Below are 6360 nucleotides of genomic sequence, written 5' to 3' on the forward strand. Positions count from 1 at the left end.
AGCTGCCAGGGAAGTCTTGCCCACCTGCCTCCACGGGCTGATTGCCAGCGCGCCAACACGAGCGCCCGATACCCGATCATGCCTCACGTGCGCGCCGGATAGCGGACGGCCTTCGCGAGGCGCTTACTGCCAAAAATCAATTGATCAACGAGCTCTTGACCAGGGCTTCGGATACGGGGAAATCATCATGATCGTCGCGGCTGCCGCTTCCGGTTGATGGATAGACGGCGCGCCTGCATTTCGATGCAACGGCGCCCGCCTTTCGACGTGCATGCGCTACGCCTGCATGCGGCGAGACTCGCCCGCAAATTCTGATAGCTCTGCATATCGGGCGCGCGCGCCTGCTGGCTGCGCTCGCAATGACTTCATGGACTCGAAAGGGGGTGATCCGCGAAGAAGACGTCTTCCCAATGTTGTTCGCAACCATCATGGCCCGGAAAGTACCGCCGAGACGGCACGGGATCAGCAAAGGCGTTGTCTCGATGGGTTATGAGTCTCAATTTCTTAAAAGGGTTTGCAATGAAAAAACTTGTTCTGATGCATGCTGCGATCGCAGCAGCGCTGTTGTCGGCCGCAGCCGGCGCATCCGCTGCGTCCACCACTACCACGTTTGGCGTTGCGGCGACGGTCAACGCTTCATGCGTGATCGATTCGGCCGACGCGCTGACATTCTCGGCGTTCATTCCCGGTAGCGGTGCCCAGACTGCTACGTCGGCCATCAAGGTCCGCTGCACGAACAACACCGCCTTCAACGTCGGGCTCGATGCTGGCGGTGGCAGTGGTGCGACGGTGGCGACTCGCATCATGAAGAACGGTTCCAATACGCTCAACTATTCGTTGTACCGGGACGCCGGTCACCAGAACGTGTGGGGCAATACGGTGGGCACCGATACGCTCTCCGGCACGGGCGCAGGCATGGCGAGCGCAAACACGCTTACGGAAACGGTCTATGGCCAGATTCCGGACCAGCCCACTGCCGTCCCCGGTGCGTACGCCGACACAGTGACGGTCACCGTAACGTTTTAACGAGACGGGGAGCGCGATCGGCGTCCTGGTCGCTCTCCCCGCGCGTGAACATTAGAAGCGGCGACCCAACGCGGTTGCTTGGTCTGGGCTTAGCCAGGCAAGGAGATCTTATGTGCAGCGTGTCCATGACAACGTATCTGCATAACGTGGCTAAATGGACTGCGGGAATTGTCCTCGCGACCGGCTGCGCGGCGAGCCAAGCAGCAAACTTCACCGTGTCGCCGGTGCGCGTCGAGCTGTCGGCCGCGCATCCGAGTATTGCCCTTACGGTAAGGAACGAGTCGGCGGACGAACCCGTGGTCGTGCAACTGCGCACGGCGGCTTGGTCACAGGACGCGAACGACGATATCTACACTCAGACGACGGATCTGCTTGCGGCGCCCCCGATCTTCACGATTCCGGCGGGCGCTTCACAGGTGATTCGCATCGGGCTGCGGCGCCCGCCCACCGCCGGGCAGGAAATCAGCTACCGCCTCTATTTGCGTGAAGTACCGGCTGCGCCCAAACCAGGTTTTGCGGGCGTACAGATTGCGCTGGAAATGAGCTTGCCCGTATTCATCAAGCCAAAAGGCGCAAGCGCTCCGATACTGCATTGGCAAGCCGCTCCAGAGCCGGCTAGCGACGGGACGTTAAAGCTCGTCGTGAGGAACGACGGAACGGCCCACGCGCAGGTCGCGAACCTTGCGTTATCCGCCGCAGGCAATGATCGCCCAGTCGCTACGCATGGTCAATTTGCCTACATCCTGCCGGGACAGTCCCGTCAGCTGACATTCACTTCCAGTTCAGGCTCGACGCCGCCCGCTGCGGCCGGATTGCATTTGACGGGTTATTCCGATGCGGGCGACATCGATTCGAATGTGGCGCCGGGCGACCGGTAATGCGACACGTGTCGTCATCGTGCTGATCTCGACCTTAATCAACTCGGGTATGACACTCGCGGACGAGCCAATAGACCCTGCGGCATCGCGCCAGCCGGCGAGCGTCGATATCGAGGAGTTGTTGTTTCAAATCGATATCAACCAGCAGGGCATGGATGAAACGGCAATGCTCCTGAAAGTCGACGACGGCGCGCTCTATGCCGCTGGGGATGACCTGAAGCGCTGGCGCTTGAAAGCGCCCGATGTCGCGGCGCTGCGCCATAAAGATGAGGCGTTTTATCCTCTCAAGTCGATCCCGGGCCTCACGTACCTGGCCGACGAGCGCAACCTCACGCTGGCGATCACGGTCCCCCCGCAAGCCTTCATGGGCGCCTCGTTTGACGAGACGCGCAAAGACAGAGCAGTGGCGGTACGGCCTGGGATCGGAGGGTTTCTCAACTACGATTTGCTTGCCGAGCGTGCAGCGGGTCAGACGCACTCGTCCGGTTTGTTCGAACTTGGCTTGTTCAATCGCTTCGGCGTAGGAACAGGTAGCTTCCTGACCGACGACTCGGGTTCGACGCGCCGGTTCACGCGGCTCGATACGGCCTGGATCATCGATCAGCCGGACAAGCTGACGAGCATCCGGCTTGGCGACGGAATCAATCGAGCTGGTATGTGGGGACGCGCGGTGCGTTTCGGCGGTATTCAATACTCCACGAACTTTCTCACTCAGCCCGGTCTTATCACGCTGCCTCTGCAGGGCGTCAGCGGTCAAGCGGTGTTGCCATCGACTGTCGACGTCTACGTCAACAACAACCTGCAGTCCAGACGCGACGTGGCGCCCGGACCCTTCTCCATCAACAATGTGCCGGTCGTTACGGGAGAAGGCAACGTACGCGTCGTGGTGCGTGACGTGATGGGCCGCGAGCAAGTCATTACGCAGGCCTTTTATGCGAGTTCCAACTTGCTCGCGAAAGGGCTCCAGGATTTCTCGTACGAACTTGGGTCGGTCCGCCGCGACTTCGGCTTGGCAAGCAACGACTACGGGCGATGGTTCGCCAGCGCCACCCACCGCAAAGGCTTGACCGACTGGTTCACGGCCGAAGTGCATGGCGAAGCTCAAGCGTCCCAACAAAACATCGGCGTGGGAGGCGTGCTGCTCGCTCCGCCGTTCGGCGTCGTCAACGTATCGGTGGCGGCTAGCCACAGCCAACACGGCATAGGCAATCTTGCGACCCTGGGCCTCGAAAGCCAATCGAACCTGTTCAACTTCGGCGCGCATGTGCAATGGGCTAGCCCGCATTTTGCGCAATTGGGCCTCGATCCGGGTGTGCTTGCTCCTCGATTGTTGACGAGTCTGAACGCGGGGGTGGTTGCCGGTCGCTTCGGGTCTTTCGGTATCGCACATGTTTTCGCCGACAACCGCGATAACAACAAGCTTCAGATCGTATCGTTGAGCTATAGCGTTCAGCTGCCGCGCCTCGGATTCGTCAATGTCGCCGTGAGCAAGCCCCTGAAAGGCAGCGCCGGCGTGATAGCGGGCCTGAACTGGACGCTGCCGCTCGGCAACGCCATGACGACGTCCGTTGCAATGACCCACCAGCCCGGTGCAAACGAAGTCGTCGCCCAACTGCAGCGAGGCCTTCCAGTGGGCGATGGATACGGCTATTCGCTGCAGGCAGGCAATGCAACGCAAGATGCGAGACTGGACCTGCAAAATAGAGTCGGTACTTATAGCGTCGAAGCCGCTGCGAATCACGGACAGACCGGCGTGCGCGCGAACGTTTCGGGCGGTCTCGCGTTGCTCGACGGAGGCACCCATCTTAGCCGGCAGATCACCGACAGTTTCGCGGTGGTGAAGGTGCCAGGGTTTGCCAATGTAGGCGTCTATGCCGATAACCAGTTGGTCGGACATACCGACGCCAACGGCGAGGCGTTGCTGCCCAGATTGCGCGCTTACGAAAAAAATCCGGTTTCGATCGAGCAAGCCGACCTGCCATTCGACGCGAAGATCGGCACGCTGAAGATGGATGCCGTGCCGTATTACCGCAGCGGCATATTGCTCGAATTCCCCGTAACGCGCTCGCACGGTGCGACATTGACGATCGACCTGGAAGACGGCGCTCATCTGCCGGCTGGCGCACTTGTCAGCGTAGCCGGGCAGACCGAACAGTTTCCCGCCGGGCACGACGGTATCGTCTATCTCACTGGTTTGTCCGAACGCAACACACTGCGCGCGACATGGCTCGGACAGAGTTGCGACATCACCGTGCCTTTTTCGCCTGGCGACGATCCGCTGCCTGATCTGGGCACGTTCTTATGCAAGGGAGTTCAACGATGAAACATCGCAATCGCTTTCGCGCGGCGCGAGGGCATGGAACTGACAGTGCGCTTGCACACTTTGCGGTTTGTGCGGCGGCCGCGCTTTTCTCGCACGCGGCCGTGGGGGCCACGAGTTGCTCGGTCAGTGCGTCGGGGTTGGCGTTTGGTCTCTATGACACGATAAACCCGGTAAGTAACGGCGCTGTCACCATCACCGTGAATTGCAGTGCCGCACAGGTCTCCGGCGCGCTTAGCGCGAGCGCGGGGAACTCGACTAACCAGTCGGATCGGCAGATGTGGTACACCGACATCCACGGCGTACGGCAGACGCTGCGCTACAACCTTTATACCGATGCGGCGAGGACCTCCGTCTGGGGGCCAACCAATACCATTCCCGTCGCTCTCGGAAGCAGTAAGTCCGCAACGTTGACGGCGTACGGACTGATCCCCGGTAACCAGAATGTTGCGCCGGGAACATACAGCGACTCGATCACGATCACGTTGACCTACTGATTCCGACAGCTCTATTCAGGAGTGCGGTTGCGGGTCGTCAGTGAGTGCTAGCGCCAAACGAGACCAGGTGGAACTATGAACGACAGCGAGCGGATGTTTAGTAAAGGCGCGGTGGCGATTGCCATGCTTTTGATGGTTACTGCCCCGGTGGTCGGCGACGCGAAACAAACGACAAAATCGCTAGCGGTGGCTACTGTCGTGCAACCCTATGTGAAGATTGCCGCAACGCAGCCCGCGCAGTTGGTGATCACCAATAAGGATGTCAACCTGGGCTACGTCGATATTCCCGATGCGGCTAACCCCTCGGGCACACAGCTTTCGGTACAGACCAACGATCGCGCCGGGTACACATTACTTTTTCAAGTGTCTGCGGCAAACCAGCAGATTTTCAGTTCGATCCAGGTCATGGGTCTCGGCGCGACCGTCGTCCTTCCCGCATCCGGCGGCAAGATCAACATGACCTATGGCGGGTGGAGCACAAGCTTTAAAGTCACTTACCGACTCATGCTCGCGAAGAAGGTCAAGGATGGGACGTATGCTTGGCCGTTTGCAATGAGCGCGCAACCCAATTAGCCACGTCAGGGGACGGTCATGATCGACCATGATCTGCTCTGATGCGTCGATCGACCGCTATAGGTCCACCGTTTTCGATACGTGCGAAACGTTCGCCTCATTTCCGAATCGCGGCACCAGTCAGGGCGACTTAATGGCTGGGCTTCGAACGTGGAATATTGGAGGCGAGACTATCCTCGCCTACGCGGTAGATGACTCGGCGTTGATGGTAACGTTCGTCGGCATCACATATGGTGGACAAAACCGGACCGAAATCTTCTCTATGGACATTTCGGGATCCGGCCTGTCACAACATTGACGAGCCCAAAGCCGGCGGGCTAGCCCGCGGTGAGTACCCACGGGCCATTGAGTCGAAGCTGTTTCGGAATTTGCCCGTCAGCCAAGATCGGGACATGACGTTTGCTCTGGCGAAGTCCTCGCCGATTCAGTCACAAAAGGAAGAGCCCTCGTCGAGGCCACGCTTCCATTTCCTGATTCTGACAGCGTCTGCCGGTGTTGGGTTGGCCGCATTATCGGAGTCGAACCGTGTAACCTTGATTGAGCACATATGACGTTCGGTTACCAATTCGGCTGTGTAGGAAACGCCGTTTTCCGGAACGAATGTCGCAGTTGGGGTGCATCCCTGAACGACGAAGCCAATCGGCAAGGGGATGACTGCTTTATCTACGCTCATCGTAATCGATAGCGGGGCATCAGCTTTCACGACGATACTCTTCTCTGGCTCGGAACGAAGCAGTGCAACGTTATGTCGGGAGGTACACGTTTCGGCCTTGTCGTAGATTTGAATGCCGGTGGTCGAATCCTTGTATTTCTTGAAGGTAACGCGGGCGGTGGCTCCCGATGTCGGTGGGACGTACGGACTCGCACATCCAGCAATGCCGACTGCGGCAACCAAGTAGATGCTCAAACGCCGAATTTTCATAGCTCTTCCTTATATTCTGAGCTTCCCTCGGTTTTTCGCCTTCCAGAGGCCCCGAGTTATGCAGCCGTATCCTTTGTCCGCTGAGCCGTAAGCCAGTCTTGCATGAACTGAGTTGGCGACATGAAGCCAAGCGATGAATGACGA

At 59.1% G+C, this 6360-nt stretch carries 6 protein-coding genes; 5 read left to right on the forward strand and 1 reads right to left on the reverse strand.

Features of this window, described 5'->3' with window-relative positions:
• Positions 1 to 537: 537 nt before the first annotated feature.
• The 5 genes from GWC77_RS26595 (at position 538) to GWC77_RS26615 (ending at position 5294) form a co-directional block, all read left to right on the forward strand.
• A complete protein-coding gene (locus GWC77_RS26595; protein ID WP_254367198.1) occupies positions 538 to 1026 on the forward strand; it encodes a spore coat U domain-containing protein in 489 nt (162 codons plus the stop codon).
• A 44-nt stretch (positions 1027 to 1070) separates the two neighbouring features.
• Entirely contained in the window at positions 1071 to 1904 is an 834-nt protein-coding gene (locus tag GWC77_RS26600; RefSeq protein WP_367949122.1) for a molecular chaperone, read from the forward strand.
• Positions 1882 to 4227 (forward strand): fimbria/pilus outer membrane usher protein, encoded by a 2346-nt coding sequence (locus GWC77_RS26605; RefSeq protein WP_254367196.1) that lies wholly within the window; start codon positions 1882 to 1884, stop codon positions 4225 to 4227. The genes GWC77_RS26600 and GWC77_RS26605 overlap by 23 nt, the downstream gene beginning before the upstream one ends.
• Positions 4224 to 4721, forward strand: a complete 498-nt coding sequence (locus GWC77_RS26610) for a spore coat U domain-containing protein (protein WP_173262128.1) — start codon at positions 4224 to 4226, stop codon at positions 4719 to 4721. Before GWC77_RS26605 ends, GWC77_RS26610 begins: the two co-directional genes overlap by 4 nt.
• 75 nt (positions 4722 to 4796) lie before the next feature.
• Entirely contained in the window at positions 4797 to 5294 is a 498-nt protein-coding gene (locus tag GWC77_RS26615) for a hypothetical protein (RefSeq protein ID WP_254367197.1), read from the forward strand.
• A gap of 424 nt (positions 5295 to 5718) precedes the next feature.
• Here the strand turns inward: GWC77_RS26615 and GWC77_RS26620 are convergent, their stop codons facing one another.
• The gene (locus GWC77_RS26620) at positions 5719 to 6216 is read right to left on the reverse strand and encodes a hypothetical protein (RefSeq protein ID WP_173262131.1); all 498 of its coding nucleotides are present in this window, start codon (positions 6214 to 6216) and stop codon (positions 5719 to 5721) included.
• Positions 6217 to 6360: the final 144 nt, after the last annotated feature.

Origin of the sequence: Paraburkholderia sp. NMBU_R16, from assembly GCF_013282575.1 — a bacterium.
Taxonomy (GTDB): domain Bacteria; phylum Pseudomonadota; class Gammaproteobacteria; order Burkholderiales; family Burkholderiaceae; genus Trinickia.

Bases quoted from the DNA above. Each gene is read 5' to 3' on its own strand.
- GWC77_RS26595 (WP_254367198.1), top strand. From the start codon at position 538: ATGCATGCTGCGATCGCAGCAGCGCTGTTGTCGGCCGCAGCCGGCGCA.
- GWC77_RS26605 (WP_254367196.1), top strand. From the start codon at position 1,882: ATGTGGCGCCGGGCGACCGGTAATGCGACACGTGTCGTCATCGTGCTG.
- GWC77_RS26610 (WP_173262128.1), top strand. From the start codon at position 4,224: ATGAAACATCGCAATCGCTTTCGCGCGGCGCGAGGGCATGGAACTGAC.
- GWC77_RS26615 (WP_254367197.1), top strand. From the start codon at position 4,797: ATGAACGACAGCGAGCGGATGTTTAGTAAAGGCGCGGTGGCGATTGCC.
- GWC77_RS26620 (WP_173262131.1), bottom strand. From the start codon at position 6,216: ATGAAAATTCGGCGTTTGAGCATCTACTTGGTTGCCGCAGTCGGCATT.